We start from the raw sequence: 25573 nt of genomic DNA, 5'->3' as shown, positions 1-25573 counted from the left end.
CCCCGGTCCCGTGCGTGACAGTCGGGCCGCGTTCGCGTTTCGCGCGCCGCCGGCCCGGTTGCCGCTTTCACCCCGTTTCGGGTTGCGTCGACATGCGGGCCTTGCGCGCCGCGCACATCGGTTGTCGAATGATCGCACCTCGCGCCGCGCGCGGCAAAGCTTTTGCCGCACGGCATCGCCCACTCTCTCGCCATCGCCGCCCATGAACGCCGTCACTGCCTCGCCCTCCCCCGACACGCCGCGCATCGTCGACCTGCAAGCGATTCCGGTCGCCGGCCACGACAGCATGCTGCTCAACCTGAGCGGCGCGCACGGCCCGTTCTTCACCCGCAACCTCGTGATCCTGAAGGACAGCGCGGGTCGCACGGGCGTCGGCGAAGTGCCGGGCGGCGAAAGCATCCGCCGCACGCTCGACGACGCGCGCGCGCTCGTCGTCGGCCAGCCGGTGGGCAACTATCATGCGGTGCTCAACGACGTGCGGCGCACCTTCGCCGACCGCGACGCGAGCGGCCGCGGGCTGCAGACCTTCGACCTGCGCACGACGATCCACGCGGTCACCGCGCTCGAGGCCGCGCTGCTCGACCTGCTCGGTCAGCATCTCGGCGTGCCGGTCGCCGCGCTGCTCGGCGAAGGCCAGCAGCGCGAGCGTGTCGAGATGCTCGGCTACCTGTTCTACATCGGCGATCGCACGAAGACGGCGCTGCCCTATCGCGACGGCCGCGGCGCGACCGACGACTGGACGCGCTTGCGCGACGAAGCCGCGCTGACGCCCGAAGCCGTCGTGCGGCTCGCTGAAGCCGCGCATGCGCGCTACGGCTTCAACGACTTCAAGCTGAAGGGCGGCGTATTCGAAGGGGCAAGCGAGATCGAGGCCGTGACGGCGCTCGCCGAGCGCTTCCCCGACGCGCGCGTGACGCTCGATCCGAACGGCGCGTGGTCGCTCGACGAGGCCGTGCGGCTGTGCCGCGACCAGCATCACGTGCTCGCGTACGCGGAAGACCCCTGCGGCGCGGAGAACGGTTACTCGGGCCGCGAGGTGATGGCCGAATTCCGCCGCGCGACGGGGCTGCCGACGGCGACCAACATGATCGCGACCGACTGGCGGCAGATGGGCCATGCGGTGCAGCTGCACGCCGTCGACATCCCGCTCGCCGATCCGCACTTCTGGACGATGCAGGGCTCGGTGCGGGTCGCGCAGATGTGTCGCGACTGGGGCCTCACGTGGGGTTCGCATTCGAACAACCACTTCGACGTGTCGCTCGCGATGTTCACGCACGTCGCGGCCGCGGCGCCGGGCCAGGTCACCGCGATCGATACGCACTGGATCTGGCAGGACGGCGAACGGCTGACGCGCGAGCCGCTGAAGATCGAGAACGGGCTGGTGGACGTGCCGAAGCGGCCGGGGCTCGGCATCGACATCGACATGGATGCGGTCGCGCTCGCGCACGAGCTGTACAAGCAGCACGGCCTCGGCGCCCGCGACGACGCGGCGGCGATGCAGTATCTGATTCCGGGCTGGACGTTCAACAACAAGCGCCCGTGCCTCGTGCGCTGAGCACGGACCGACCGGGCGGCAACGTCGCCCGGTCACGCCCGGGCGGCCGCCTCTAGCCGGGGATCACCGACCGGGCGTCCCTAACCGGGCGTCCTTAGCCAGCCGCACCTAGCCGGCCGCACCGATTCCCCGCGCCATCCCCGACGCGGCGAACACGATGACGATCACCAGCACCGCCTGCCAGTGGCCGATCCGCACATAGGTGCGCGCACGGCCGATATCGGGCATCTGCTGCCGCCGCGCGGCGACACGCCAGCGGATCAGCCCCAGCATCGGCACGACCTCGAGCAGCAGGATCAGCACGAGCGCGGTCATCTTCAGGTGAAAGAGCGGTTCGTGCAGGTAGTACGCGGTCCCTTTTTCGAAACCGCCGAACGCACGCGCGAGGCCCGTCGCGATCAGGACGAGCGCGGACAGCCCCCAGAGCGCATCCGCCTTGAACACGCCGGGCAAATCGGCCGCCTGCGCCGACGCGACGAGCCGGCGCAACGCGCGGTTACGCGCCGCGATCGCGGCAAACGCGACGCCGAACGCACTCAGGTGGATGGCAGCCAGCAACCAACGGACGATCATCGCGCCTCCTTGTCGCCCGCGTCCGTGCGCGGGCCGTGTCAGACGATTTGCTTGAGCGCCGCGTCGAGCGCGAGCACCGCGACGCGGTCGCCTTCGGTCGCGAGCGGCGTGCGCATCACGATCTGCCGGTTGTGGCCGACAGCCGCCGGCGAATCCCACAGCAGCTCCACCTTCGGTCGATTGAACAGGCTGCCGCGACGCGGCGGCACGACCGCCGGCTGCGCGCCTTGCTCGCCCTGTTCGCCCGCGGCGGGCGCCGCGCGGCCGGGCCAGCGCACCGACAGTTCGCGCGCGTCGTACTGGCCGACCTTGCGGCTTTCCATCCAGACGATCGCGGTGCGCGTCAGCATGTCGAGCGAGATCGCATACCGGCCGACCGCGAAGCGGCGCGCGGCCACGTTGGTCCGCCACAGCGGCCGCGGCCGGCAGATCCACACGATCGCCGCGTACAGCGCCGGCGCAGCGACGAGCCAGCCGTTGGTGGCCGTCACCGCGTGCAGCGCGCGGCGCCAGCCGGCCGCCCACGTGAAGGCGCCGATCGACCACACCGCGAACAGGAAACCGATCAGCGCGAACACGCGCAGCGCCTGGCGCAGCCACTGCGGCAGCGGATGGAACGGCCGCTCGGCCCGTGCGGCGGCACCCGGCAGCGCGAGCAGCAGGAAGATCAGGATGAGGTAGATGAATGCCCACGGCGACGACACCATCGCCGACAGCGACGAGCGATAGCCCATCTGGGACATCGAGAACAGCCAGCGCGCGAGCAGCACGAGACCGATCGCGCGCAACGCGAAGATCACACCGGCGCCGGGGGCCGGCGCTGCGCGCGTGGTTTTCGTTCTCGCCAAGACTGCTCTCCTCTGGATATTCGTACCGGGCCGGATTTCACGGCACGGCCATTATAGGGACATTACCGTCTGGACAGATGGCCGGATGGCGTGCCGGGCCGCTTCGAAGCGGGTTCGCGGCGCCGGGCGCGGCGAGAATACAACACATCCGCGCCGCGGATGTGACGACGCCCCGCCGGAAGACCCGGACGGGGCGTCGTACGGTCGCGCGCCGCCATGCGGCGGCGGCCCGCAATCAGCTCGCGTTGACTTCGCGGAGCACCGTGCGGCGCTTCTGGCGCAGCAGTTCCTCGTAGCCCTTCACGTAGTTCTGCGCCATCACCTTCGACGAGAAACGGGCTTCGAACGCGGCGCGAACCTTCTCGCGCGGCAGCGTATCGAGGCGCTTGAGCGCGGCGACGGCCGACAGTTCGTCTTCGACGACGAAGCCCGACACGCCGTTGTCAATCACTTCCGGCACCGAGCCGCGCTTGAACGCGATCACCGGCGTGCCGCAGGCCATTGCCTCGATCATCACCAGGCCGAACGGCTCCGGCCAGTCGATCGGGAACAGCAGCGCGTGCGCGTTGCCGAGGAATTCGGTCTTTTCGGCTTCGCTGATTTCACCGATGTACTCGACGTGCGGCAGCGCGAACAGCGGCTTGATCTTCTCTTCGTAGTACGCGCGGTCGGCCTTGTCGAGCTTCGCGGCGATCTTGATCGGCAGGCCGGCCTGCTCGGCGATGCGGATCGCGGTGTCGACGCGCTTTTCCGGCGAGATGCGGCCGAGGAACGCGAGGTAGCTCGGCTTCACGTTCGGGATCGGCGTCAGCAGGTTTTCCGGCAGGCCGTGATACACGGTCGACAGCCAGTTCGCCTGCGGCAGCGGGATGCGCTGGTTGTCGGAGATCGACACGACCGGCACGTCGCTGAATGCGTTGAAGATCGGCTGCAGCTCCGGCAGGTCGAGACGGCCGTGCATCGTCGTCAGATGCGGGACCGGCTGGCGCGAGAACAGCGAGAACGGGTAGTAGTCGATGTGGCAGTGCAGGACATCGAACTCTTCCGCGCGGCGGCGCACCTGCTCGAGGAGCAGCATGTGCGGGGCCATCACGTCGCGGATGGTCGGGTCGAGGCGCAGCGCCTGCGGCCAGCACGCTTCGAGCTTCGCGGAGGTCTGCGAATCGCCGCTCGCGAAGAGCGTGACGTCATGCCCCATCTCGACGAGTGCTTCGGTGAGATAGGACACCACTCGCTCGGTACCGCCGTACAGTTTCGGGGGCACCGCTTCATGCAACGGAGCGATTTGGGCGATTCGCATGCGTAACTCCTAAAAAATCGGCAAAAAACCAGGTATGGGTCGGCAACCTGCCGGGGGGGCCGGGATGCATGTCGTCCGAAAGTCGGACGAATCAGCCTGCCGGGGCGTCGAACCCGCGCTGCTCAAGGAGCGTCGTCGACGCGACAGGCATAGAACGTTTGAAACGAAGACCCGTTGACAGGGGTTCGTAAAAAACCTGGAATCGAACCCGGAGCCGATTATCTAGGGTTAATCCCGATACGGCGCACGACATTTCAAACTCTTTACTTTGTTACAAAGGCGCAACACTTTGCAACCCGCGGACTCGGGCGTCCGTTCTAGAGTGGAAGGCCGTTTTGGCGATCCTCGTTAACCCGCAGCTGCCGGCAGCGTGATTTCGGCACACGCGGCAGGACGGGATGCCGGATTTTATCTCAAAATCGAACGCGAGCCCCTGGCCAAGGCAAGATTCGCGCAGCGCGACGCGCGGCCTTGTTTACAATGCCGGATTATTCAGTCCGAGCGCGCCGGCCTGCGATCCAGCCGCCACGCTCAATCACCGAATCACCGCACGCATATTTTGGAATCTCTCACCCCTGCCCAGCGCAATGCCCACAACGCGAAGCTGTCGAGCTACGCGCATCGGCCGATCGCGTTCCTGTTCCGCTACATCCGCCTGCACCCGGTCGCGCACCTGGTGGTGCTCTGCAGCGTGCTGGCCGCCGTCGGCTGCGCGCTCGGCTCCCAATATGCGATCAAGCACCTGATCGACGTGCTGGCGACCGGGCGGCATCATCCCGGCCCGCTGTGGAGCGCGTTCGCGCTGCTCGTCGGCCTGATCGCGGCCGACAACCTGCTGTGGCGCGTCGGCGGCTGGGTCGCCGCGCACACGTTCGTCGCGGTCACCGGCGACCTGCGGCGCGACCTGTTCCAGTACCTGATCGGCCATTCGCCGACGTATTACTCGGAGAAGCAGCCGGGCACGCTCGCCAGCCGCATCACGGCCACGTCGAACGCGGTCTACACGTCGGAGAACACGATGGCGTGGAACGTGCTGCCGCCGTGCATCGCGGTGATGGGCGCGATCCTGATGATCATCGTCGTCAATCCGCTGATGGCGGCCGGCCTGCTCGGCTGTTCGGCCGTGCTGTCCGTCATCCTGTTCAAGCTGGCCGGCCGCGGCTCGGCACGCCATCACGCATTCGCGGCGAAGGCCGCAGCGGTCGACGGCGAGCTCGTCGACGTGATCGGCAACATGGGCCTCGTGCGCGCGTTCGGGATGACGCTGCGCGAACAGAAGCGCTTCAGCGCGACGGTGAAGGCGGAGATGGATGCGCGCCAGCAAAGCCTGCTCTATCTCGAAAAGCTGCGCCTGCTGCACGCGGTGATCACCGCGATGCTGTCCGCCGGCCTGCTCGGCTGGGCGCTGTGGCTGTGGGACCAGGGCCGCGCGACGTCGGGCGACATCGTGCTCGTCAGCTCGCTCGGCTTCACGATCCTGCACGGCACGCGCGACCTCGCGGTCGCGCTCGTCGACGTCACGCAGCACGTCGCACGCCTGTCCGAAGCGGTGAAGACGTTGCTCGAACCGCACGGGATGCCCGACCGTTCCGACGCGCAACCGCTGTCGGCCACGGGCGGCCGCGTCGACTTCGAGCGCGTGACGTTCGCGTACCCTCACCGCCGCGCGATCCTCGACCATTTCGACCTCCATATCGAGCCGGGCCAGCGCGTCGGCCTGATCGGCAAGTCGGGCGCCGGCAAGTCGACCGTGCTGGCGCTCCTGCAGCGCTTCTACGACACGCAGGACGGTGTCGTGAAGATCGACGGCCAGGACGTGAAGGGCATCACGCAGGACAGCCTGCGCCATGCGATCGCGCTGGTGCCGCAGGACATCTCGCTGCTGCACCGGACGATCTACGACAACATCGCGTACGGCCGCCCCGACGCGACCCGCGAGGAAGTGCTCGCCGCGGCGCGCGACGCGCGCTGCGCGGAATTCATCGAGGCGATGCCGGAAGGCTATGACACGATCGTCGGCGACCGCGGCGTCAAGCTGTCGGGCGGCCAGCGCCAGCGCATCGCGATCGCGCGCGCGATCCTGAAGGATGCGCCGATCCTGCTGCTCGACGAAGCGACGTCGGCGCTCGACAGCGCGTCCGAGGAAGCGATCCAGAGCGCGCTCGACCGCCTGATGGTCGGCCGCACGGTGATCGCGATCGCGCACCGCCTGTCGACGCTGCGCAACTTCGACCGCATCATCGTGATGAGCAACGGCAAGGTGATCGACGACGGCCCGCCCGACGTGCTGCGCAACCGTCCCGGCCTGTACCGCGACCTGCTCGCGAAGCAGCACGGCCGCCATCACGCGGCGCCCGCCGACGGCAACACGCCGACCGGCGAACGCGTGGCCTGACGCGCCGGCATACCGCCGACGAAAAAGCCGCCTTGCTTGCGCACGGCGGCTTTTTCAATTGCAGCGGGTGCAATCCAGTCAGACCTGCTGCAGATCGCGCAGGAAATTGTCCCGCCACACCGACACGTTGTTCTCGCGAAGCTGCGCGATCATGTCCGCGTAGCGCGCGCGCCGCTCGGCGAGCGGCATCGTCAATGCCTGCGACAGCGCATCGGCCATCCCGTCGATATCGATCGGATTGACGATCAGCGCGCCGGTAAGCTCGCGTGCGGCGCCCGCGAAGCGCGACAGCACCAGCACGCCCGGATCGTCCGGATTCTGCGCGGACACGTACTCCTTCGCGACGAGGTTCATCCCGTCGCGCAGCGGCGTCACGAAGCCCACGCGCGCGAGCCGGTACAGCGCGGCCAGCAGCTGGCGGTCGTACTGGCGGTGAATGTAGAGGATCGGCGCCCAGTCGAGTTCCGCGTAGCGCCCGTTGATGCGCCCCGATTCCGCCTCGAGCTGCAGGCGGATGTCCTGGTATGCGCGCAGGTCCGCGCGCGTCGACGGCGCGATCTGCAGGAACGACACGCGGTTGCGAATCGACGCCTGGTGCTCGAGCAGCTTCTCGAAGGCCCGGAAGCGCTCGACGAGCCCTTTCGAATAATCGAGCCGGTCGACGCTCATGATCAGTTGCCGCCCGCGTAGCGACGTCGCGAGCGTACGCACCGCCTTGCCGTTTTCGCCCGCCTGCGCGAGCGACGCGATCTCGTCCGGATACACGCCGATCGGATAGGCGGCCGCGCGCAGCGTCTGACCGAACGCATGCACGCTTACCGTATTCCCGTCGCGCTCGACGTCGCCGCCCGCCTCGAACTCGACGTAGTCGCAGAACGCGCGCAGGTCGGGCTCGGTCTGGAAGCCGAGCAGATCGAACGCGCACAGCGACTCGACGAGCTCGCGGTGCGGCGGCACGTTGACGAGCACCTGCGCGGCCGGAAACGGGATGTGCAGGAAGAAGCCGATGCGGTTCTTCACGCCGGCGTCGCGCAGCGCGCGCGCGAACGGAATCAGATGATAGTCGTGCACCCAGATCACGTCGTCGTCCTGCAGCAGCGGCACGAGCTGCTGCGCGAGCCACACGTTGACGCGGCGGTAGCCGTCGAATTCGTGGCGATCGTACTGGATCAGGTCCGCGCGGTAATGGAACGCGGGCCAGAGCGTCGCGTTCGAGAAACCGCGGTAATACTGGTCGTAATCGCGGCGCGACAGCCCGACGGTCGCGAACGTCACGGGCCCGCGCTCCTCGATGCGGATCTGCGGCTGCGGCGCGCCGGACGCGACCACGTCGCCGCTCCAGCCGAACCACATGCCGCCGGTTTCCTTCAGCGCGTCGTAGACGCCGATCGCAAGGCCGCCCGCCGCCGGTTCGCCTTCCGAGATCGGCGCGACGCGGTTTGAAACGATGATGAGCCGGCTCATGCGTGCGGCTGCCCCGCGCCGAGCCAGCGTGCGATCTGCTCATGCAGGGCGTCGACCGAATCGAGCCGCATGCGCGCGGACGTCTCGCCCGCGCCGACCTTGATCGACAGGCCGCCGCGCGCATTGACCACCGCGAAGCCCTTCTCGTCGGTCAGGTCGTCGCCCGCGAACAGCGGCACGCGGCCCGCAAAGGGCGGCTCGTCGAGGAACGCGGCCAGCGCGCGGCCCTTGTCGACGCCCTTCGGCTTGATCTCGAACACCATCTTGCCCGGTTGAAGCACGTACGCATCCGCATAGTCGGCGACGAGGCGCTCGGCCGCCTCGCGCGCCACCGCCTCGCGCTCGGGCGCATTGCGAAAGTGCAGCGCGACGGCCGCGCCCTTGATTTCGAGCAGCATGCCCGGATGGCGGTCGACCACGTCGGCAAGCTCGCGCTCGATGCGCAGCAGGCGTTCGTCGTTGAAGCCGATGCGCTGCGTGTCGCCGTTCGCGTCGCGGCGCTCCGCGCCGTGCAGGCCGGCGATCGGCAGGTCGGGCATCTTCAGGAACGTGTCGAGGTTGTCGATGCCGCGCCCGGACACGATCGCGACCGCGCCGTGCGAGCGGCGCGACAATTCGTCGAGCAGCGTCAGCAGCGACGGCGGAACGCGAATGCTGTCGGGCGTCGGCGCCAGCTCGACGAGCGTGCCGTCGAAGTCGAAGAAGAACGCGGTATCGGTCAGGGACAGGGAAGCCGGAACGGATTGCATCGATTCGATAGTCTGAGGGCGGCCGGCACACGCCGGCCGCCGCTGCGCGAATGGAGTTGTGCGCATCTTACCGCGCCTGCGCCCCCAGATGGGCGAAACCGGGCAGCGCGGACTTCGCGCCGCCCACCGCGTCAACTGCGACATATTGCCCCGCTGGCCGGCACCGTACCGGTTTCAAAAGGACGCAGGCGCGCGAATTGCGCTACAGTCGCAACCGCCTGCCGCGCGACGCATGGCATCGCGCCGGCCGGTCACCCATTTCGCCCGATCGAGCCCAGGATGCCGTTTCGCCTCTCCCGCCTCATCCGCAGGTCCGCGGCCCTCGCCGCCGCCGTGGCGCTCGCCGCGTGCACGCGCGACGAGCCGCGCTGGAACCTGACCAACGTCACCGGCCACCTGCCCGACCTGTCGTTCAGGCTGACGGGCGGCGACGGCCGTCCCGTCGACGCCGATGCGTTCCGCGGCCGGGTCGCGCTCGTCTACTTCGGCTACACGCACTGCCCCGATGTCTGCCCCGAAACCTTGGCGCGGCTGATGGACGTGCTCGCGAAGCTCGGCCCCCGGGCGGACAACGTGCGCATCCTGTTCGTATCGGTCGATCCCGCGCGCGATACGCCGCAGGCGATGCAGTCCTATGTCGCCGCGTTCGACCCCGCGCATGCGCGCGGGCTGACCGGCACCGACGGCCAGATCGAGTCGCTCGCCAAGCGCTATCGCGTCGCGTACCAGATGGAAAAACGCGATCCGTCCGGCGGCTACGAAGTCACGCACAGCTCGGCCGTCTACATCTTCGACGCGACCGGCCGCGCACGCCTGCTCGCGACCGATCGCGATTCGCCCGACGCCATCGCCGCCGATGTGCGCCGGATCATCGACACCGCCTCCACGACCTGAACCGCGCCATGAACACGAAAACGACACTCAAGACGCTCGCCCTCCTCGCCGCGCTGTGCGCCGGCGCCCACGCATATGCCGCCGGCGCGATCAGCGCGCAGAACGCGTGGGTGCGCTGGCTGCCGAACAAGCTGCCCGCCGGCGGCTACGTGACGCTCGTGAACACCGGCGACAAGCCGATCGACCTCGTCGACGTCGACAGCCCCGACTACGGGATGGCGATGCTGCACCAGACGGTATCGAACGGCTCGACGCAGAAGATGGAAATGGTCGACAAGCTGACCATCCCCGCGCGCGGCAAGGTCGACATCGCGCCGGGCGGCTATCACTTCATGCTCGAGGAGCCGAAGCACGCGATCAAGCCGGGCGACACCGTGCACCTGCGCCTGAAATTCTCCGACGGCGAAACGGTCGATGCGCCGTTCGCCGTGAAATCGCCGGCCAAGGCGAAGTGATGCGCGCGCGATGAACCTCCTGTACTGGCTCGATCCGTGGGAACCGTCGCCGACCGTGGTCATCGCGGTGCTGACGGCCGCCGTGCTGTTCGCGCGCGGCGTGAAGAAGGCGAAGGTGTCGCCGCTGCGGCAGTTCTCGTTCTGGTTCGGGCTGACGGCGCTCTACATCGCGCTGCATACGCGGCTCGACTATTTCTTCGAGCACGAATTCTTCCTGCACCGCGCGCAGCACCTCGTGCTGCATCACCTCGGGCCGTTCTTCATCGCGCTGTCCTATCCGGGCGCGGCGATCCGGGCGGGCATTCCGTTCCGCTGGCGGCAGCGCTTCGTGCGTCCCGCGCTTGCGTGGGCGCCGGTACGGGCGACGCTCGACGTGGTGTTCCATCCGGTCGTCGCGGTCGTGCTGTTCGTCGGGCTGATCTATTTCTGGCTGCTGTCGCCGATCCACTTCATCGCGATGCTCGACTGGCGCCTGTATCGCGTGATGAACTGGAGCATGGTGATCGACGGGCTGCTGTTCTGGTGGCTCGTCGTCGATCCGCGTCCCGCGCCGCCCGCGCGGCTGTCGCCGGGCCGCCGGATCCTGATCGTCGTCGCGGCGATCCCGCCGCAGATCGCGCTCGGCGCGCTGATCTTCTTCACGCCGCACGAGCTGTATCCGATCTACTCGATCTGCGGCCGCGCGTTCACGTGGCTGAGCCCGATGCGCGACCAGCAGATCGGCGGCCTGCTGCTGTGGATTCCCGGCTCGATGATGAGCGTGATCGGCGCGCTGATCGCGCTGCGGCACTGGCTGCGGCTGTCCGCACGCGGGCGCCTGATCGGCGAACGGGCCGCGCAGCCTGCTGACGAGCCGCCGGTCGCACGCGCCGCGCACTGACCGCCGCGGCGCGCGTCACGCGCGCGCGCTGCGCATCCACACGTGCGGAATGCCGTCCTCGTCGTGCACGTCCGAACTCGGCGTGAAGCCGAATGCCCCGTAGAAACGCTGCAAGTGGGCCTGCGCATGCAGGCTCACCGGCGTTTCCGGCCACTGCGCACGGATATGCTCGAGCGCGCGCGACAGCAGCCCGTTGCCGAGGCCCGCGCCGCGAAACGCGGCGGTCGTCAGCACGCGGCCGATGCGCACGTCGGTGTGCTGCGCGTCGGGCAGCAGCACACGCAGATAACCGGCCAGGCGGCCGGCCGGATCGAAGGCCGCCAGATGCCACGCGGCCTGATCCGCATCGTCGATGTCGCGATACACGCAGTTCTGTTCGACGACGAAGACGGCGCTGCGCGCTTCGAGGATCGAATAGATTTCGCGCGCCGTCAGCGCGTCGAAGGGTTTCCAGCGCCAGTCGAGATCGGCGGTGCTCGGAAGTGCGGCGGGTGCGGATGCGTTCATGTGGGCTCCTGATTCGGGCGCGCCGGCCGGCGCGCGGCAACCGTCGATTATGCCCCGAAGCGCGTATCCCGCGCGACTGCCTGCCCGCACGCGAAAAAAAGCCCCGCATCGCGCGGGGCCTGCCCGTCATGCCGTCATGCCGTCATCCGACCGAAGCGGCCGTTGTTGAAGTCCTCGATCGCGGTGCGAATCTCCGCTTGCGAGTTCATCACGAACGGGCCGTAACCGACGACCGGCTCGTCGATCGGCTCGCCGCTCAGGATCAGCAGCTTCGCGTCGCCGTTCGCCTCGATCTCGACGTCTCGGCCGTCGCGGCCGAGTTGCACGAACTGCGCTTCGCGCGCCACCGTCTCGCCGTTCACCTGCACGGTGCCGCTCAGCACGACTACCGCGAGCGTCCGCCCTTCGGCGATCGGGAACCGCGCGTGGCCGCCCGCCACGAGCCGCACGTCCCACACGTCGATCGGCGTGTGCGTGCGGGCCGGGCCGCGCCGCCCGTCGAGTTCGCCGGCGATGATCCGCGCCCGCCCGGCGCCTTCCGGCAGCTCGACCACCGGGATATCGGCGTTCAGCAGCGTCTGGTAGCCCGGCGCGCCCATCTTGTCCGCGGCGGGCAGGTTCACCCACAGCTGCACCATCTCGAGCGGGCCGCCCCGCTTCGTGAACGCCTCCGAGTGGAATTCCTCGTGCAGGATCCCGCTCGCGGCCGTCATCCACTGCACGTCGCCCGGGCCGATCGTGCCGCCCGCGCCGGTCGAGTCGCGGTGCGCGACTTCGCCGTCGTAGACGATCGTCACCGTTTCGAAGCCGCGGTGCGGGTGCTGGCCGACCCCGCGCGGCGCCGAAGCCGGCTCGAAGTTCGCGGGCCCGGCGTAGTCGAGCAGCAGGAACGGGCTCAGATGCGCGCCGTGAGACTGGTAGCTGAACATCGAACGCACCGGGAAACCGTCGCCGACCCAATGGCCGCGCGGCGCACTGTAGACACCCTGGATCTTCTTCATTGCCCTTCTCCATATTGCGGCGAAACCCGTGTTTCGCATCTTGAATAACAATATAGAGATGGAACGATCCATCCGGTAGACTGCCGAAATCGCACTCAGCGTTCCATTTCATGAACGATAAAGCGCGGGATCTCAACGATCTCTACTACTTCGTGCAGGTCGTCGAACACGGCGGCTTCGCGCCGGCCGGACGCGCGCTGGACATGCCGAAGTCGAAGCTGAGCCGCCGCATCGCGCTGCTCGAGGCGCGGCTCGGGATGCGGCTGATCCAGCGTTCGACGCGCCGCTTCACGGTCACCGACGTCGGCCAGACCTATTACGCGCATTGCCGCGCGATGCTCGTCGAGGCCGACGCCGCCGACGAGGCGATCGCGCTGCTGCACGAGGAGCCGCGCGGCATCGTGCGCGTCAGTTGCCCGATCGTGCTGCTCGATTCGCTGGTCGGCACGATGATCGCCGCGTTCATGGCCGCCTGCCCGCGCGTCGAGATCCATCTCGAAGCGACCAACCGGCGCGTCGACGTGGTCGGCGAAGGGATCGACGTCGCGATCCGCGTGCGTCCGCCGCCGCTCGAGGACAGCGACCTCGCGCTGCGCGTGCTCGCCGAGCGCGGCCAGTGTCTCGTCGCGAGCCCCGCGCTGCTGCGCGAGCACGGCGTGCCGGCCGTTCCCGCCGATCTCGCGCGCCTGCCGAGCCTCGATCACGGCGTGCCGCAGTCCACGCACGTGTGGCGGCTGCGCGGGCCCGACGGCGCGCAGGCGGAAATCCATCACCAGCCGCGCCTGGTGACGGGCGGCATGCTCGCGCTGCGCGCGGCGGCCGTCGCAGGCGTCGGCATCGTGCAACTGCCGACGATGATGGTGCGCGACGAAGTCGCACGCGGCGAACTGACGACCGTCCTGCCCGACTGGGCGCCGCGCCGCGAGATCGTGCACGCGGTGTTCGCATCGCGTCGCGGGCTGCTGCCCGCGGTCCGGGCGCTGCTCGACTTTCTGGCGGAGCGGTTCGCCGCGCTCGAACCCGACTGAGCGTGCCGCCTCCCACCCCATCGTGCGCTGCAGACTGCCCGCGCGTGCCGTAGACTGCGGTACGCGCAGTGCGCCGTCAGTGCGCCTTTTGACAACCCCTATCGCTTTCCCGCCATGTTCACGCTGTCCAACGACCCCACCGCCTCCAAGGCCGATCAATACGCGACGCTCGTCGAGCAGGCCCGCGCGCTCGTCGAATCCGAACGCGACCTGACCGCCAATGCGGCGAATTTCTCCGCGCTCGTCTATCACTCGCTCGATCGCCTGAACTGGGCCGGCTTCTACTTCTTCGACGGCACCGAGCTCGTGGTCGGGCCGTTCCAGGGCAAGCCCGCGTGCGTGCGGATCGCCCTCGGCAAGGGCGTGTGCGGCACGGCCGCGCAAACCCGCGAGACGCAGGTCGTGCGCGACGTGCACGACTTCCCCGGCCATATCGCATGCGATGCGGCGTCGGAATCGGAAATCGTCGTGCCGCTGGTGGCGGGCGACGGCACGCTGATCGGCGTATGGGATGTCGACAGCCCGGTCGCCGCGCGCTTCGACGACGAAGACCGCAAAGGAATGGAAGCGCTGTGCCGCGTGTTCGTCGAACACGCGTGGCGGAAGGCGCGCGGTTGACCGTCGCTGCGCGGCGGCGCCAGCCGCCGCGAACGACACGGGCCCCGCGAAGGGGCCCGTTTCATTGCAACGCCGCGCCGCCGCATGCGGCGCGCTGGCCGCATCAGGCCGCATCAGGCTGCGTGCGCGCCGGAAGACGCGGCGAACGCCTGCGGCGTCGCATCCTCGGTCAGCACCTCGAAGCCCGTTTCCGTCACCACGACCATGTGCTCCCACTGCGCGGACAGCGAATGGTCCTTCGTGACGACCGTCCAGCCGTCGGCCAGCACGCGCGTATCGCGCTTGCCCGCGTTGAGCATCGGCTCGATCGTGAAGATCATCCCCGGCCGCAGCGGCACGCCGGTGCCCGGGCGGCCGTAGTGCAGCACCTGCGGCTCGTCGTGATAGACGTCGCCGATGCCGTGACCGCAATACTCGCGCACCACGCTGAACCCTTCGCGATGCGCGACCTGCTGGATCGCGTAGCCGACGTCGCCGAGCGTCGCGCCCGGACGCACCGCGCGGATGCCGGCATGCATCGCCTCGTAGGTCGCCGCGACGAGCCGCCGCGCGAGTTCGTTCGGTTCGCCGACGAAATACATGCGGCTCGTATCGCCGAACCAGCCGTCCTTGATCACCGCGATGTCGAGGTTCACGATGTCGCCGTCGCGCATCGGCCGCGACGTCGGAATGCCATGACAGACCACGTGGTTCACCGACGTGCACAGCGTCTTCGGATAGCCGTGGTAGCCGATGTTCGCGGGAATCGCACCCAGCTCGTCGACGATGTACTCGCGACAGCGCGCGTCCAGCTCGTCGGTGGTGACGCCCGGCTTCACATGCTCGGTGATCATCGTCAGCACCTGCGACGCGAGCTTCGCGGCTTCGCGCGATTTCGCGATTTCCGCGGCGCCGCGGATCGGGATTTCTCGCTTCGCCATTACGCCACCCGCTCGATGTGATGCGCGACCGGTTCCACCGCCCTCGCGTCGCCGCCCCGCGCCTCGGCTTCGATCAACATCTTGCAGATGTCGCCGTAGGACAGCGCCGGGTTGAGTTCCGCCAGCATCCCGACGCGCAGCCAGTGTTCGGCCTGCGCGTTGATCGACCGGCTCAGCGCCGTGCTCGTCGAGCGCAGCCGTTCATGCATGTGCTCGGAAATCTTGATGATGCCCATATATCCCCAATTAAACGAAACGTAGCTGTTTCGTATATTACGCCGCACGCGACGCCCGGGCAAGCCATTCGACTCCCGCCTCGCTCGACGAGCCGCGGCGAATGCCGTTGACATCGAATTCCAGTTTGCTGGAAAATCAATCCACCATGCAAGAATCCGCGATCACCGCAGCCGACGATACCGGCATCAGCGAACGCATTGCCCGGCGCGTGCGCGATCTGCGCACCGTTCGAGGCTACACGCTCGACGCGCTGGCCGCGCGCTCCGGCGTCAGCCGTTCGATGATCTCGCTCATCGAACGCGCGTCGGCCAGCCCGACCGCCGTCGTGCTCGACAAGCTCGCGGCCGGCCTCGGCGTATCGCTGGCCGGGCTGTTCGGCGGCGACCGGAACGATGCACCCGCCCAGCCGCTCGCACGGCGCGCGCAGCAGGTCGAATGGCGCGATCCGGCGTCCGGCTATGTGCGGCGCAACCTGTCGCCGGCCGGCTGGCCGTCGCCGCTCCAGCTCGTCGAGGTCGATTTCCCGCCCGGCGCGCGCGTCGCGTACGACAGCGGCGGGCGCGAAAGCGCGCTGCATCAGCAGGTGTGGATCATCAGCGGCCGCGTCGACGTCACGTTCGGCGACACGCTTCACGAACTTCACGAAGGCGACTGTCTGGCCATGCGGCTCGACCAGCCGCTGATCTTCAGCAATCCGTCGTCGCATGCCGCGCGCTATGTCGTCGCGATCTGCGATGCATCCGCCGCCGTGCGGAGCGCGTGATGCGTGCATCACGTGCGCAAGCGGTTTAAAGCCAACAGGAAGGAACCCGCATGAATTCCCCGACACCGCGCGACGACGTGCGCCTGATCGATTGCAGCGAGGCCGAACACGCGGCGGCCATCCTCGAGATCCTGAACGACGCGATCCTGAACTCGACCGCGCTGTACGACTACCGGCCGCGCCCGCCGGAAGCGATGGTCGCGTGGTTCGCGACGAAGCGCGCGGGCGGCTTTCCGGTCATCGGCGCCGTCGACGCGGCGGGCACGCTGCTCGGCTTCGCGAGCTGGGGCACGTTCCGCGCATTTCCGGCGTTCAAGTACACGGTCGAACACAGCGTCTACGTGCGCCATGACCAGCGCGGTCGCGGGCTCGGCGAACTGCTGCTGCGCGAAGTGGTCCGGCGTGCACGCGAAGCGCAGGTGCACGTGCTGGTGGGCTGCATCGACGCGGCCAATGCCGGCAGCATCGCACTGCATACGAAGCTGGGGTTCGTGCACGCGGGCACGATCGCGGAAGCGGGATTCAAGTTCGGCCGCTGGCTCGATGCGGCGTTCTATCAGTTGAAGCTCGAGACGCCGGCACAGCCGGTGGACGGGTGATCTCGCCTGGCGTGGCGGCCGTCGCACCCACCGCGACGCGGAAAAGGAAGTGCCCCGCGGGACTTTTCTCGTCCGTCAATGACGAGCCTTCGCGGAGTCACCGACGGCCCGAAACGAAAATAACTTCGACAATCCTCCGCGGGTGGGCCACCGTCAAACCGACGACTGAAAGGTGGAAACCTTGTTCCGACCGGTTGCCTTCGCGTAATACAACGCCTCGTCGGCCGCCTTGATGATCGCTCCAGGCTCGCCGTCCTGATCCGGCACCCAACTCGCCAACCCGATACTGGCGGTCACGCGCCCGTATTCGCTTCCCGCGTGCTCGAGCGCCAGTTCATTGATCGCCGCGCGTATTCGTTCAGCAGTCTGGGCTGCCCCCGTCTCTGGTGTGTCAGGCAGCAGCACGACGAATTCCTCTCCGCCGTAGCGAGCCGCTGTATCGATCGGTCGGCGAATGTTGTCGCCGATGCAGCGCGCGACTGCAGCCAGCGCATCGTCCCCCGCCTGGTGACCATAGGTATCGTTGTAGGCCTTGAAACGATCGACATCGACGAACAGCAACGAGAAAACGGAATGGGCTCGCCGCGCACGGCGCCACTCCCGGTCCAGAACCTCGCCAAAGGTGCGGCGATTGTTGAGGCCGGTGAGCCCGTCGGTGCGAGCCAGCAGTTCGAGCTCGGATTCCGCGCGCATCCGACGCCGCAGCTGCGCGCTGAGAAATACGGATAGCGCAATGAAGGCTGCGCCGAATGTCGCGACGAGTAGACCGATCGTCGTGGCGCGGCGGCGCCACGCGGCATAAATGTCCTGCTCCGCCTCTGCGACCATGATGATCAGTGGCAGATTCGGAAAATTCTTGAAGTAGTAGAGACGGCGCACGCCGTCGATCGACGACGTTTCCGAGAACGAGCCATCGGGTGCGCGCCGGAAGCGCTGAAAGGTTGCGGCCTTGCCCAGATCGCGGCCGATGGTCCGGACGTCGTACGGCTGCCGCATGATCATGATGCCGTCCTTGCCGATCAGCGATATCGAGCCATGTTGTCCCAATGACAATCCGGCGAACAGCTTGTGGAAATATTCGAGGTTGATCGCGATCAGCGCGATACCGGCAAACGAGCCATCCGGATTCGATATGCGCCGCGACAGCGCAATGCTGAGCATGCCGGCGCGCAAGCGCGACGCGAATGGGTCGCTGACATAGAGCCCCACGTTCGGGTTGTCGCGATGGACGGTGAAGTACTTGCGATCGGCAAAATTGCCCTTGCGCGGCACGTCGTTGGCCGAATCCAGAATGATGTTTCCGTCGGCATCGAGCACCAGTTGCGATCCGATGAATTGCGCCGTCATTGCATGATCGAACAACACGCCCCGCCGCAGCGCGGGCGCCGCTGCCATCACGTCGGGACGTTGCAGACCATGGATCAGCGCCTGCAAGGACAGATCGTAGAGTTCGAAGTTGCGCTCGATGTCGCGCTCGGCCATCAGGCCGAGATTGCGCGAGGTTTCGCTGGCCCGCTCCAGTGCGTCGTGGCGGCTTTGGAACAGTTGCAGCACGCACAGGCCCATCAGCGCGCATGCGATCACGACACCGACTGCCACAACGAAATAAGGGGCTGCCGTCCGGGGTTGCATGAATCTCCTCGCTGCTCATCGTGCACGCCCGCACCGGGCGTGAGTGCGCATACAGGATCGGCTCGGCGCATTGACGGGTGCAGCGCCAAACTGACCGAAAACCGGAAACGGCTAGAGTCTATCGAACGTGAAGCGCCGACAAAACAGTACCGGTGGCCCGCTCTTCCGAGATTATTAAATAATATGAGGAAACCATGCTCCCGAGAGAATATGTGAGGCTCGCCACGATCAGCCGGCCCGTGCGGCGACACATGCCGATCAGCGCATCATTGCACCACGCTTCCACCCTCGTGCAGTTTCGCTTCGCTGTATTTGCGGTGATCAGTTATGTCGGGACTAGCACCAGCAGGCGGGCGCCCATGCTCGGCGCACAAAAAGAAAAAGCCCTGATTTCTCAGGGCTTTTTCTCTTCTTACTTGGAGGCGCGAGCCGGAGTCGAACCGGCCTAAACGGCTTTGCAGGCCGTCCAGCCTCTATTTAAATCAAGTACCTATGGAAAACAACCAACCGGATTAGCCGCCTTGAACTCGCTCAATGAAATAGGGCCGGCGCTACGGTAATATTGACGTCCCTATTGGAGACCGATATGAATCTAAACGATGCAAAGAAGCTCGAGGAAGCCAGAAAGCGCGCAGAAGTAGCTACGGCGGCACTCAAAAAGCAAAACGACGACGCTAAGGCGGAGATCCTTAACAAGGTAGCAACAGAGTTCCGCGACTATTTTTCAGCGGCTGGCTTCACTGTCACACCTGCACAACAGGGGATCATTGCCGCTATCGGCCAGACGGCTTTCAAGCTTGAACTAGACGCCAGTGATCGGTTTGGCGCATTTGGACTCGTCAAAATCACGCCTCCGGCCGAGTCCAAAGAAGATCCGGCTACCGTGGTGGTCGTCCGAAAGCAACGCGCCGATAGCACCTCCACGACATTTCACGCGAAGCAGTTGACGCCTTTGGAAGAAATGGAGAAGAAAGCGGCGGATTATGAAGCGGCACTCCAGCGACCATTTCCGGAACTGGGCTTCGTGATTCAGCAGGCTGCGCCGGCAAAGGTTGCCCCGTATGGAGCGCGCCCGCAGCCAGTGGCTGCGATGTCCAACACACGGGAAGTACTTTCATCATTCACCGAAGTCCTTTCAGTCCTTTACCCGACTTCGTAAACGGTTTGCAGCATTCAGGAAAAGCCCGCTAGCAGCGGGCTTTTTGTTGTCGGTCGCGCCTCCGCAGGCACAAGTTACTTGGGTTCCGTAACCACCTCTTCGGCCGGGTAAAGTTGAAGCATCGCACGGGCAGCCTCGGTATTCGGCGTGGTCAACCATTCCTCCCAGTCGTCGGGCCGGAGGATGACGACCGACCGCTTCTCGTCGTCCGGTTTATGCATCCGCGACATGACACGATGGCCGTCCGCGTTGACGGTAATCATCGCCATCACATGGTGCGGTCTACCGTCCGGTTCTTTCAAGGTGCGCCAGATGCCGGCAACACACATCGTCGGCCGGTCGACCACGCTGATTCGCTGCCACACGCACGGCCCGGTTACCCATTTTCCCTTCTCATCTTGATACGCCTCCGGATACGACGGCTCGACTATGAACCGCGCCGGAACCAGGCACCGTCGACCGCCGCGCCAGGTGGGTCCGTACAGCGGAGACTTCCCGAGGTTATCGTCGCGCACGTTCATCGTGCTGCGCATGACCGGCGGCTTGCGCCCCTGCTCCTTCGCCCTCTCCACGTTCGCCTTCTGAAGCGCGCGCGGCCAAAACCCGAACCCGGAAATCAATGGCTTGAATTGCCCGTCGATACTGGCAACTATCGGAGCGTCATAGTCTTGGTAAATCTCGGGCTTCCAAGGCGTCCAGCGATACAGGTCGCTGAAGCTGTCGATCCGAAGTTCGCTCAAGCCGGGATCCTCGCCGGGCGCTACGTAGTTCGTGCACATCAACGTCCCCAATTTTCAGTCTTAACCGAACGATCTTACCTCGCGCTACACTGTGTTTTTATACAGCACCCGCGCCGTGATCAAACCTCAGTGGGCATATTTTTGGGAGTATCGATTCCTCGGCGAGGAGGAATGGAAACGCACGCCCATCGAGTTGACCGAACGCGAGCTGGCGTCGTGGATCGAGGCCGTCTACGACCCGATTGTGCCGGCGCAATCACGCCGCATCGAAGCGGGTAAGGTCGACCGGAATCGTATCCCGCTCAGAGACCGCCGCGTCAAACTTAAGCCGACCATGCCGGACTTCGACGCGCCCACCGAATTGGAGTTGCGCGCACTATGGCGCGAGTACACCGACCCACAGGTCAGATCGCTGATCCTTGAAATTCTCGCGCTGAGAAAGTCGATCGAGCGGGTGCAGGATTGGTTCGACTATGTCGACAAGACCATCGACAACAAGGGGGACCTTGGCGGCGGCCAAGGCCCGCTTCAACGCCTCCGGCACCTGCTCAGGGAGGAAAAGCAGCGGGCAACGATGCTATAAGCTCGACGCGCGCGATTGCGCTACCGGACCGGTCCATCGACGGACTAGTACGCCATATTGATGGAGCGCCGCAACTTGCGGAATTCTCGTGAGCCGACGTTCAACAAATCGTCGCGACAGTAATAGCCGCCCTACGTGCCGACCTCCGCACATGGTAGTTCCAGCGATAAAATGACCTTCGACCTGGAACCTGCGGCAGAGAGGTCGGGATTGGGAATCACCGAGGCGCAACCCTGTACCCGATGCGCGACAATCGATAAGAGAAACCACAATGTTTGGAAGCATAGATAAGAGCAAAGGGCTGCTGTTCGTCACGTACGAACTTGATCAAGTTCTGCGTAACACTGTCGCCGCGATGCAGCGAGAAGTCGAAGAGCTTGATGCGAACCGACTTCTCAATACGGCGCCCGAGGACCTAAAGGTCTATCTGAGCGAAAAGTACAGCGTCACGCCGATCACACTTCTGCGCGAACAGTGGTATGCGGACCACGAGGAAGTGCAAATCGATGTGAGCCGTGATAGCAGGCGCTGGATCAACGACCGGAGTCGCCCCTTTCTGATCGCCGGTGAACGATTCGAGGTCCGTATTCCGTTCACAGGTGAAAAAGAACTGTTCTACACTCGCGCCAACACGTTCACGCTCAACCCGCCACGCGCCCTCGTCGAAAACGATGAGCTTGTGCTGCGCTATGACTCTCCCGCAGACCAGCCGTCCAACGTTAGGCATCTCGTGGACCAGGCGCTAACGGAAATCGAAGAGCACCTCAACTGGCAGCGCGGGATGATCGATTCGCACAACCGCACGCTGCCCGCAGCAGCGGAGCAAGCCATCCAGCAGCGGCGCGCCCGGCTACTGGCGCAATCGCAACGTGCCGAGTCGCTGGGTATTCCGATCCGTCGACGAAACGACGCGCCGACGACATACGCTGTGCCAACCGCCCGTCGTAAAGCCACGCCGACACTACCGCCAGCCACGACTGCACAGTTTAAACCTGAGCCAGTTTGGGCCATGGACCAGTATGAGCAGGCGCTCAAAATTATGCAGGATATGGCGCTCGTGATGGAACGCAGTCCCGAGGCGTTCAAGTCGATGGACGAAGAAGCGCTCCGCCAGCATTTCCTCGTACAGCTCAACGGGCAGTTTGAAGGACGAGCTACGGGCGAGACCTTCAATATGGGAGGCAAGACAGATATCCTGCTGCGGGAGGGTGACCGGAACGTCTTCATTGCCGAGTGCAAATTCTGGAAGGGACCGAAAGCTTACGGACAGGCTATCGATCAGCTGCTCGGTTATGCGACGTGGCGCGACGGCAAAGCGGCGATCCTGATATTCAACCGCGGCACCGATACGTCGACGGTTCTCGCCGGCATCAATGCCACGACAAAATCGCATGGCAATTTCAAGCGCGTCGTGGAGTGGCCGCACGAAAGCGGCTTCCGCTACATCGTTCACAGCAATGGAGACGCGAACCGCGAAATTACACTTACGGTCTTAGTCTTCCATGTGCCGGAGTGACCAACGCCGTCCTGCCAAATTGACGTTATTTGACTGATCCCACGGGCCGCCGCAATCGACTGTTCTCGCGAAAATGGTAAATTCATACGAAAACCACATCTACGAGAGAACATATGGCCCGAGCCATGATCTGCGTCGGCGACACGACGACGCATGGCGGCCGCGTGCTGGAGGGCAGCACGACCGCGACCATCGATGGAAAGCCCATTGCCGGCGTCGGGCACAAGGTACTTTGCCCGCAGTGCAAGGGGGTCTTTCCGATCCTTCCGACGGGGCGGCAATACTCGCACACATTCGACGGACGAGAAACCGCCGTCGAGGGCATGAAAACTGCCTGCGGAGCGACGTTGATCGCGTCGCAGTCGTCCGCGACATTCGACGACGTCGGATCAGGCGAGGCGACGTCTGGCGGCGCAGTCGCATCCGCCGCAGCCACGGCTACAGCGCTTGCCCCCTCGCCGACGCTCTGTCTTGAATGCCTGAAAGCCGCGGCCGAGAACGCCGCGACGATGATCGCGCGCGGATAGCCCATGACCGGAAATTCGATCGAGGCTTTCTTCTTCAAGCGTCAACAGCAGTTGACGATGCAGGTGCATCTGTACGCCCTTGTCGACGGCCTTCTATACGCTGATGCGGCCGGCGGCTCATTGCCTCAACGATCGCAGTCGGCCATAGCCGTATTCGACGGCACGCAGGACGCGTCACTCGCAGACGCTGGGCCGTGGCTTTTTGCGTACGACGCGGCGGCCGGTAATATCCGACGAACCCTCTTCACCATGGCCAGTAGCCCCACCGGCGTGTCTTGGCTGATCAGCGCATATCCGATCGAATCACTTGCTGACGAGCTGCGTAGCCGGCTCGACGTACGCTTGCCGGACGGAAGCACAGCCCTGCTCCGCTTCTACGATGCCCGCATCATGGCCGACATGGCGTCGCTGATGGAATTCACGCAGCGCATGCAGTTCTTCGTGCCGACATTCGACTGGCTCGTCGAAGTAAATGGAAAACTCAGGGGAGTACACCCGCATGCTTGAGCTGACAAGCGAACAGGTCGCCGGCCTTGCCGAGATCGACGCACGCGGATACGTCGAGCGCGTCAGGCAGGATCTCGTCAAAGCCGATCCCAAACTTGCCGACGACAGCACTCTGTCAACGCGTCTATGGAACGCATACGTCGCGGCTCGACAGTTGGGCATTCAGTCCGACGAAAACGTGGCGGCGTTCCTTCGAATCGAGGCATACGCTCCGAAGTTTTATGAAAAACCTGCCACGCGCGCATGGCTAACTCGTCCCGGCCGATCTGCCGACGAACGCTTTCATGACTATTTCCGCGTCATCAAGTGGCGCATCGAACATCCAGAATACGAAAGGAGATCAATAGATGGCGGGGTTCGTGGCACCGATGATAGAAGCAGCGGCGGCGCAACTTGGGCCGCTATTGGCGCGCGCTGGCGTCGCCTTATTGGGCGGGGCGGCGGTGGCGGGAACGGGGAGTCTGTCGGGTGACACGCCCAAGGATGAAAGCAAATCCGGGGCTGATACCAAGGCCGTGCCGCGTACCGGCGAGAAATGCAAGAAGTGTCCGCCCGAGGAATCGGGACTACCTCTGCGCAGGAACCATCATATGTCTGCACGTGCTCGCGAGTACCAGGGTCGCGTCACTGGAAGACCGTACAGCGTCGAGGAAGGATGGAGTGAGGAATGGGTATGGCTCGGAACAGATTTTGACGGGTTCATACCGGCTGAGTGCCTGTTGCAAGAAGCGAAGTCACGCTACGCGCAATTCCTTGAGCGCGACAAGGACGGCGAACTCCAGCCACGCGAATGGTACGAAGGATATGAAGATCTTCAGAACGCCTTAATCCGGCAGGCCAAAAAGGTGAACGCGAATCCTCCAGCTCGTCTGAAATGGTACTTTCAAGAAGCGGACACGCGGGAGTATATGCTTCCCTACCTCACAACCTACCGAGTACAGTCGGTCGTACAACCGTAACCCGAGACGATTATGGATTTCCGGCTTCAGTTCAAGGACGCTACGCTCGATCCGATGGACTTCGCGCACGTGCTGTCGCGCATTCATGTAGTTACCGCCGCATTGGAGCAAATCAATCCGAAATTCAGCCGCTGGTATGCGAAGGGACAGAGCCGCGACGAGGCATTGCTATACCCCGCATTCGAAGACGGAGCGCCATCGACTGCGATCCTAGCGGTACTGAAGCACAAATTCGCGGAAGACCCGACAACAACATTCGTGGCATTGTGGGATGGCAACGAAGGGGATGCGCGCGGCGCCACTATCGCGTGTCACCTCAACGAGGCCGGAGCCTATAACTCGTTCGAACTGTCGATGTCGGACTCCGATGTTCTCAGCGAACTGGATACGGTCCTGAAAATCGTCCGCTCCATCGTTGCGGCGTTCAATCCGGCGTACATCACAGTCTCGCCACGAAGCTATGTAGCAAAGCAGGTGTTTGACGACAAACCGGGAGTCGGCTGGATGATCTACCTGCCGACCGTGATCACGCAGCAGCAGGTTCCAGAGGCGCATGAGGTTGTGCCAATTCCGGATGCAGGCAAGGCGCAGACCGGCACAATCGTCGTCAGCACAACGGACGCCCCTTTCTCGATGAAGAATCCTGAACACGTCGAGACGGCAAATCGAATCGAGATCAGGTTAGTCGACCAAGATCTCCTCCCCGCCTTCGCTGATCTGTAGGCGCTATGTCGGCGCATCACTGCGCCGGCATCGTCCGGTTAGCAAACAGGCAGCGTCAGATCGTCTGGCCCAGTTCGGCCAGAAAAGGACATTCGACGTTCCAATGGAGATCGGCAACAATCTAGTCGGCACTGGGGGCAGTCGGCATCGCGTTGAAGGCGTCTCGGTCAAAGCTGACGACAATCGTCAGCACCGGTCGTCAAATTGCGGAAGACTCAAATGGAAACAGTGGGACTGAGATGTCGCCCGATATTCGATCTGACACGCGGGTCGGCCACCATCTAGTACCCCGCAGACTGCCAAATCAAGACGTCAGATGGTCTGCTTAGGCGAGCGATCTTATTTCGACTTCTCCCCCGCCTTTCCTGTTGCTAGCTTTATCAAATCCATTATTGATTCAATGATTTTGGGGTCGAATTGAGAAACGTCGAGCGAACTAAA

The 25573-nt window shown here is 65.0% G+C and carries 28 protein-coding genes; 17 read left to right on the top strand and 11 right to left on the bottom strand.

The window, feature by feature from the left end; genetic code table 11:
• Positions 1–202 precede the first annotated feature (202 nt).
• The gene (gene gudD, locus WS64_RS04065; protein ID WP_060965772.1) at positions 203–1555 is read left to right on the top strand and encodes a glucarate dehydratase; all 1353 of its coding nucleotides are present in this window, start codon (positions 203–205) and stop codon (positions 1553–1555) included.
• Positions 1556–1663: 108 nt separating this feature from the next.
• Here the strand turns inward: gudD and WS64_RS04060 are convergent, their stop codons facing one another.
• From WS64_RS04060 to WS64_RS04050, 3 genes are all read right to left on the bottom strand, one after another.
• Entirely contained in the window at positions 1664–2128 is a 465-nt protein-coding gene (locus tag WS64_RS04060) for a DUF2214 family protein (RefSeq protein WP_059573975.1), read from the bottom strand.
• A 38-nt stretch (positions 2129–2166) separates the two neighbouring features.
• Entirely contained in the window at positions 2167–2976 is an 810-nt protein-coding gene (locus tag WS64_RS04055) for a hypothetical protein (protein ID WP_060965771.1), read from the bottom strand.
• A gap of 235 nt (positions 2977–3211) precedes the next feature.
• On the bottom strand, positions 3212–4276 hold the full coding sequence (locus WS64_RS04050; protein WP_034186533.1) for a glycosyltransferase family 4 protein: 1065 nt from the start codon (positions 4274–4276) through the stop codon (positions 3212–3214).
• Positions 4277–4835: 559 nt separating this feature from the next.
• On the opposite strand from WS64_RS04050, the gene WS64_RS04045 reads away from it, so the two are divergent.
• On the top strand, positions 4836–6671 hold the full coding sequence (locus WS64_RS04045; RefSeq protein ID WP_059573977.1) for an ABC transporter ATP-binding protein: 1836 nt from the start codon (positions 4836–4838) through the stop codon (positions 6669–6671).
• Positions 6672–6749: 78 nt separating this feature from the next.
• On the opposite strand, the gene otsA is transcribed toward WS64_RS04045, so the two are convergent.
• Together otsA and otsB are read right to left on the bottom strand one after the other, a co-directional pair.
• Positions 6750–8135, bottom strand: coding sequence for an alpha,alpha-trehalose-phosphate synthase (UDP-forming) (gene otsA / locus WS64_RS04040; protein ID WP_059573978.1), 1386 nt, complete (start codon positions 8133–8135; stop codon positions 6750–6752).
• Complete coding sequence (gene otsB, locus WS64_RS04035) at positions 8132–8884, bottom strand: trehalose-phosphatase (protein WP_059573979.1); 753 nt, start codon at positions 8882–8884, stop codon at positions 8132–8134. The genes otsA and otsB overlap by 4 nt, the downstream gene beginning before the upstream one ends.
• 279 nt (positions 8885–9163) lie before the next feature.
• Here otsB and WS64_RS04030 point away from each other — a divergent pair, with 279 nt between their 5' ends.
• Genes WS64_RS04030 through WS64_RS04020 form a run of 3 tightly spaced genes read left to right on the top strand, consistent with a single transcriptional unit; the run spans position 9164 to position 11113 of the window.
• A complete protein-coding gene (locus WS64_RS04030) occupies positions 9164–9778 on the top strand; it encodes an SCO family protein (RefSeq protein WP_060965770.1) in 615 nt (204 codons plus the stop codon).
• An 8-nt stretch (positions 9779–9786) separates the two neighbouring features.
• The gene (locus WS64_RS04025) at positions 9787–10233 is read left to right on the top strand and encodes a copper chaperone PCu(A)C (protein ID WP_060965769.1); all 447 of its coding nucleotides are present in this window, start codon (positions 9787–9789) and stop codon (positions 10231–10233) included.
• 10 nt (positions 10234–10243) lie between these two features.
• Positions 10244–11113: a cytochrome c oxidase assembly protein gene (locus tag WS64_RS04020; protein ID WP_059638305.1), complete on the top strand. Its 870-nt coding sequence runs from the start codon at positions 10244–10246 to the stop codon at positions 11111–11113.
• A gap of 15 nt (positions 11114–11128) precedes the next feature.
• On the opposite strand, the gene WS64_RS04015 is transcribed toward WS64_RS04020, so the two are convergent.
• Both WS64_RS04015 and WS64_RS04010 read right to left on the bottom strand, forming a co-directional pair.
• Positions 11129–11620, bottom strand: a complete 492-nt coding sequence (locus WS64_RS04015) for a GNAT family N-acetyltransferase (RefSeq protein WP_059638303.1) — start codon at positions 11618–11620, stop codon at positions 11129–11131.
• 134 nt (positions 11621–11754) lie between these two features.
• Positions 11755–12621 (bottom strand): pirin family protein, encoded by an 867-nt coding sequence (locus WS64_RS04010; RefSeq protein WP_060965768.1) that lies wholly within the window; start codon positions 12619–12621, stop codon positions 11755–11757.
• A gap of 110 nt (positions 12622–12731) precedes the next feature.
• On the opposite strand from WS64_RS04010, the gene WS64_RS04005 reads away from it, so the two are divergent.
• A complete protein-coding gene (locus tag WS64_RS04005; protein WP_059573985.1) occupies positions 12732–13649 on the top strand; it encodes a LysR family transcriptional regulator in 918 nt (305 codons plus the stop codon).
• 114 nt (positions 13650–13763) lie between these two features.
• Positions 13764–14267: a GAF domain-containing protein gene (locus tag WS64_RS04000; protein WP_059573986.1), complete on the top strand. Its 504-nt coding sequence runs from the start codon at positions 13764–13766 to the stop codon at positions 14265–14267.
• Between the two features lie 113 nt (positions 14268–14380).
• On the opposite strand, the gene map is transcribed toward WS64_RS04000, so the two are convergent.
• Together map and WS64_RS03990 are read right to left on the bottom strand one after the other, a co-directional pair.
• On the bottom strand, positions 14381–15187 hold the full coding sequence (map, locus tag WS64_RS03995; RefSeq protein ID WP_059573987.1) for a type I methionyl aminopeptidase: 807 nt from the start codon (positions 15185–15187) through the stop codon (positions 14381–14383).
• Complete coding sequence (locus WS64_RS03990; RefSeq protein WP_060965767.1) at positions 15187–15423, bottom strand: ParD-like family protein; 237 nt, start codon at positions 15421–15423, stop codon at positions 15187–15189. The genes map and WS64_RS03990 overlap by 1 nt, the downstream gene beginning before the upstream one ends.
• A gap of 146 nt (positions 15424–15569) precedes the next feature.
• Here WS64_RS03990 and WS64_RS03985 point away from each other — a divergent pair, with 146 nt between their 5' ends.
• Both WS64_RS03985 and WS64_RS03980 read left to right on the top strand, forming a co-directional pair.
• Entirely contained in the window at positions 15570–16187 is a 618-nt protein-coding gene (locus tag WS64_RS03985; RefSeq protein WP_060965766.1) for a helix-turn-helix domain-containing protein, read from the top strand.
• A 50-nt stretch (positions 16188–16237) separates the two neighbouring features.
• A complete protein-coding gene (locus WS64_RS03980; RefSeq protein ID WP_060965765.1) occupies positions 16238–16786 on the top strand; it encodes a GNAT family N-acetyltransferase in 549 nt (182 codons plus the stop codon).
• Between the two features lie 153 nt (positions 16787–16939).
• Here the strand turns inward: WS64_RS03980 and WS64_RS03975 are convergent, their stop codons facing one another.
• A complete protein-coding gene (locus WS64_RS03975; RefSeq protein WP_060313265.1) occupies positions 16940–18418 on the bottom strand; it encodes a sensor domain-containing diguanylate cyclase in 1479 nt (492 codons plus the stop codon).
• A gap of 586 nt (positions 18419–19004) precedes the next feature.
• On the opposite strand from WS64_RS03975, the gene WS64_RS03965 reads away from it, so the two are divergent.
• Positions 19005–19577 carry a hypothetical protein gene (locus WS64_RS03965; RefSeq protein WP_060965763.1) on the top strand — a complete coding sequence of 191 codons (573 nt, stop codon included), beginning with the start codon at positions 19005–19007 and terminating at the stop codon, positions 19575–19577.
• A 74-nt stretch (positions 19578–19651) separates the two neighbouring features.
• On the opposite strand, the gene WS64_RS03960 is transcribed toward WS64_RS03965, so the two are convergent.
• Positions 19652–20356: an SOS response-associated peptidase family protein gene (locus tag WS64_RS03960; protein WP_060965762.1), complete on the bottom strand. Its 705-nt coding sequence runs from the start codon at positions 20354–20356 to the stop codon at positions 19652–19654.
• Between the two features lie 76 nt (positions 20357–20432).
• Here WS64_RS03960 and WS64_RS03955 point away from each other — a divergent pair, with 76 nt between their 5' ends.
• The 7 genes from WS64_RS03955 to WS64_RS03935 all read left to right on the top strand — a co-directional run bounded on the left by WS64_RS03955 (position 20433) and on the right by WS64_RS03935 (position 25132).
• Entirely contained in the window at positions 20433–20900 is a 468-nt protein-coding gene (locus tag WS64_RS03955; RefSeq protein ID WP_347876625.1) for a hypothetical protein, read from the top strand.
• Between the two features lie 271 nt (positions 20901–21171).
• Positions 21172–22416 carry a hypothetical protein gene (locus WS64_RS03950; RefSeq protein WP_060965760.1) on the top strand — a complete coding sequence of 415 codons (1245 nt, stop codon included), beginning with the start codon at positions 21172–21174 and terminating at the stop codon, positions 22414–22416.
• Positions 22417–22529: 113 nt separating this feature from the next.
• Positions 22530–22943 (top strand): PAAR domain-containing protein, encoded by a 414-nt coding sequence (locus tag WS64_RS03945; RefSeq protein WP_060965759.1) that lies wholly within the window; start codon positions 22530–22532, stop codon positions 22941–22943.
• A gap of 3 nt (positions 22944–22946) precedes the next feature.
• Complete coding sequence (locus WS64_RS03940; RefSeq protein WP_060965758.1) at positions 22947–23450, top strand: DUF4123 domain-containing protein; 504 nt, start codon at positions 22947–22949, stop codon at positions 23448–23450.
• Positions 23443–23922: a hypothetical protein gene (locus WS64_RS32280; protein ID WP_244166566.1), complete on the top strand. Its 480-nt coding sequence runs from the start codon at positions 23443–23445 to the stop codon at positions 23920–23922. The genes WS64_RS03940 and WS64_RS32280 overlap by 8 nt, the downstream gene beginning before the upstream one ends.
• A gap of 118 nt (positions 23923–24040) precedes the next feature.
• Positions 24041–24409 (top strand): restriction endonuclease fold toxin 5 domain-containing protein, encoded by a 369-nt coding sequence (locus WS64_RS35570; RefSeq protein WP_311766354.1) that lies wholly within the window; start codon positions 24041–24043, stop codon positions 24407–24409.
• Positions 24410–24421: 12 nt separating this feature from the next.
• Complete coding sequence (locus WS64_RS03935) at positions 24422–25132, top strand: immunity 52 family protein (protein WP_060965757.1); 711 nt, start codon at positions 24422–24424, stop codon at positions 25130–25132.
• The last annotated feature ends 441 nt before the right edge of the window (positions 25133–25573 follow it).

Source organism: Burkholderia anthina (assembly GCF_001547525.1).
GTDB lineage: Bacteria > Pseudomonadota > Gammaproteobacteria > Burkholderiales > Burkholderiaceae > Burkholderia > Burkholderia semiarida.
This window is presented reverse-complemented; position numbering and strand designations above follow the sequence as displayed.

Coding starts and splice junctions, on each gene's coding strand:
- gudD (WP_060965772.1), top strand. CDS start 203: ATGAACGCCGTCACTGCCTCGCCCTCCCCCGACACGCCGCGCATCGTC.
- WS64_RS04060 (WP_059573975.1), bottom strand. CDS start 2,128: ATGATCGTCCGTTGGTTGCTGGCTGCCATCCACCTGAGTGCGTTCGGC.
- WS64_RS04050 (WP_034186533.1), bottom strand. CDS start 4,276: ATGCGAATCGCCCAAATCGCTCCGTTGCATGAAGCGGTGCCCCCGAAA.
- otsA (WP_059573978.1), bottom strand. CDS start 8,135: ATGAGCCGGCTCATCATCGTTTCAAACCGCGTCGCGCCGATCTCGGAA.
- otsB (WP_059573979.1), bottom strand. CDS start 8,884: ATGCAATCCGTTCCGGCTTCCCTGTCCCTGACCGATACCGCGTTCTTC.
- WS64_RS04030 (WP_060965770.1), top strand. CDS start 9,164: ATGCCGTTTCGCCTCTCCCGCCTCATCCGCAGGTCCGCGGCCCTCGCC.
- WS64_RS04025 (WP_060965769.1), top strand. CDS start 9,787: ATGAACACGAAAACGACACTCAAGACGCTCGCCCTCCTCGCCGCGCTG.
- WS64_RS04020 (WP_059638305.1), top strand. CDS start 10,244: ATGAACCTCCTGTACTGGCTCGATCCGTGGGAACCGTCGCCGACCGTG.
- WS64_RS04015 (WP_059638303.1), bottom strand. CDS start 11,620: ATGAACGCATCCGCACCCGCCGCACTTCCGAGCACCGCCGATCTCGAC.
- WS64_RS04010 (WP_060965768.1), bottom strand. CDS start 12,621: ATGAAGAAGATCCAGGGTGTCTACAGTGCGCCGCGCGGCCATTGGGTC.
- WS64_RS04005 (WP_059573985.1), top strand. CDS start 12,732: ATGAACGATAAAGCGCGGGATCTCAACGATCTCTACTACTTCGTGCAG.
- WS64_RS04000 (WP_059573986.1), top strand. CDS start 13,764: ATGTTCACGCTGTCCAACGACCCCACCGCCTCCAAGGCCGATCAATAC.
- map (WP_059573987.1), bottom strand. CDS start 15,187: ATGGCGAAGCGAGAAATCCCGATCCGCGGCGCCGCGGAAATCGCGAAA.
- WS64_RS03990 (WP_060965767.1), bottom strand. CDS start 15,423: ATGGGCATCATCAAGATTTCCGAGCACATGCATGAACGGCTGCGCTCG.
- WS64_RS03985 (WP_060965766.1), top strand. CDS start 15,570: ATGCAAGAATCCGCGATCACCGCAGCCGACGATACCGGCATCAGCGAA.
- WS64_RS03980 (WP_060965765.1), top strand. CDS start 16,238: ATGAATTCCCCGACACCGCGCGACGACGTGCGCCTGATCGATTGCAGC.
- WS64_RS03975 (WP_060313265.1), bottom strand. CDS start 18,418: ATGCAACCCCGGACGGCAGCCCCTTATTTCGTTGTGGCAGTCGGTGTC.
- WS64_RS03965 (WP_060965763.1), top strand. CDS start 19,005: ATGAATCTAAACGATGCAAAGAAGCTCGAGGAAGCCAGAAAGCGCGCA.
- WS64_RS03960 (WP_060965762.1), bottom strand. CDS start 20,356: ATGTGCACGAACTACGTAGCGCCCGGCGAGGATCCCGGCTTGAGCGAA.
- WS64_RS03950 (WP_060965760.1), top strand. CDS start 21,172: ATGTTTGGAAGCATAGATAAGAGCAAAGGGCTGCTGTTCGTCACGTAC.
- WS64_RS03945 (WP_060965759.1), top strand. CDS start 22,530: ATGGCCCGAGCCATGATCTGCGTCGGCGACACGACGACGCATGGCGGC.
- WS64_RS03940 (WP_060965758.1), top strand. CDS start 22,947: ATGACCGGAAATTCGATCGAGGCTTTCTTCTTCAAGCGTCAACAGCAG.
- WS64_RS32280 (WP_244166566.1), top strand. CDS start 23,443: ATGCTTGAGCTGACAAGCGAACAGGTCGCCGGCCTTGCCGAGATCGAC.
- WS64_RS35570 (WP_311766354.1), top strand. CDS start 24,041: ATGTCTGCACGTGCTCGCGAGTACCAGGGTCGCGTCACTGGAAGACCG.
- WS64_RS03935 (WP_060965757.1), top strand. CDS start 24,422: ATGGATTTCCGGCTTCAGTTCAAGGACGCTACGCTCGATCCGATGGAC.